Source organism: Azohydromonas australica DSM 1124 (assembly GCF_000430725.1).
Taxonomy (GTDB): domain Bacteria; phylum Pseudomonadota; class Gammaproteobacteria; order Burkholderiales; family Burkholderiaceae_C; genus Azohydromonas; species Azohydromonas australica.
Window position 1 is genome coordinate 15,471 of record NZ_KE387205.1, and the last position, 214, is coordinate 15,684.

Consider the following 214-nt stretch of genomic DNA (forward strand, 5'->3'; position numbering starts at 1 on the left):
ACCGGTTCATCCCCGCTCGCGCGGGAAATACTCCTCCCGGAGACAGGCGAGTTCGTCCTTAGCAGGTTCATCCCCGCTCGCGCGGGAAATACCACACCACGTCGGTGAGCGCGTGGCCAACGCGCGGTTCATCCCCGCTCGCGCGGGAAATACGTGGTGTAGGCGGTGTCGGCGACCCCGTTGACCGGTTCATCCCCGCTCGCGCGGGAAATAC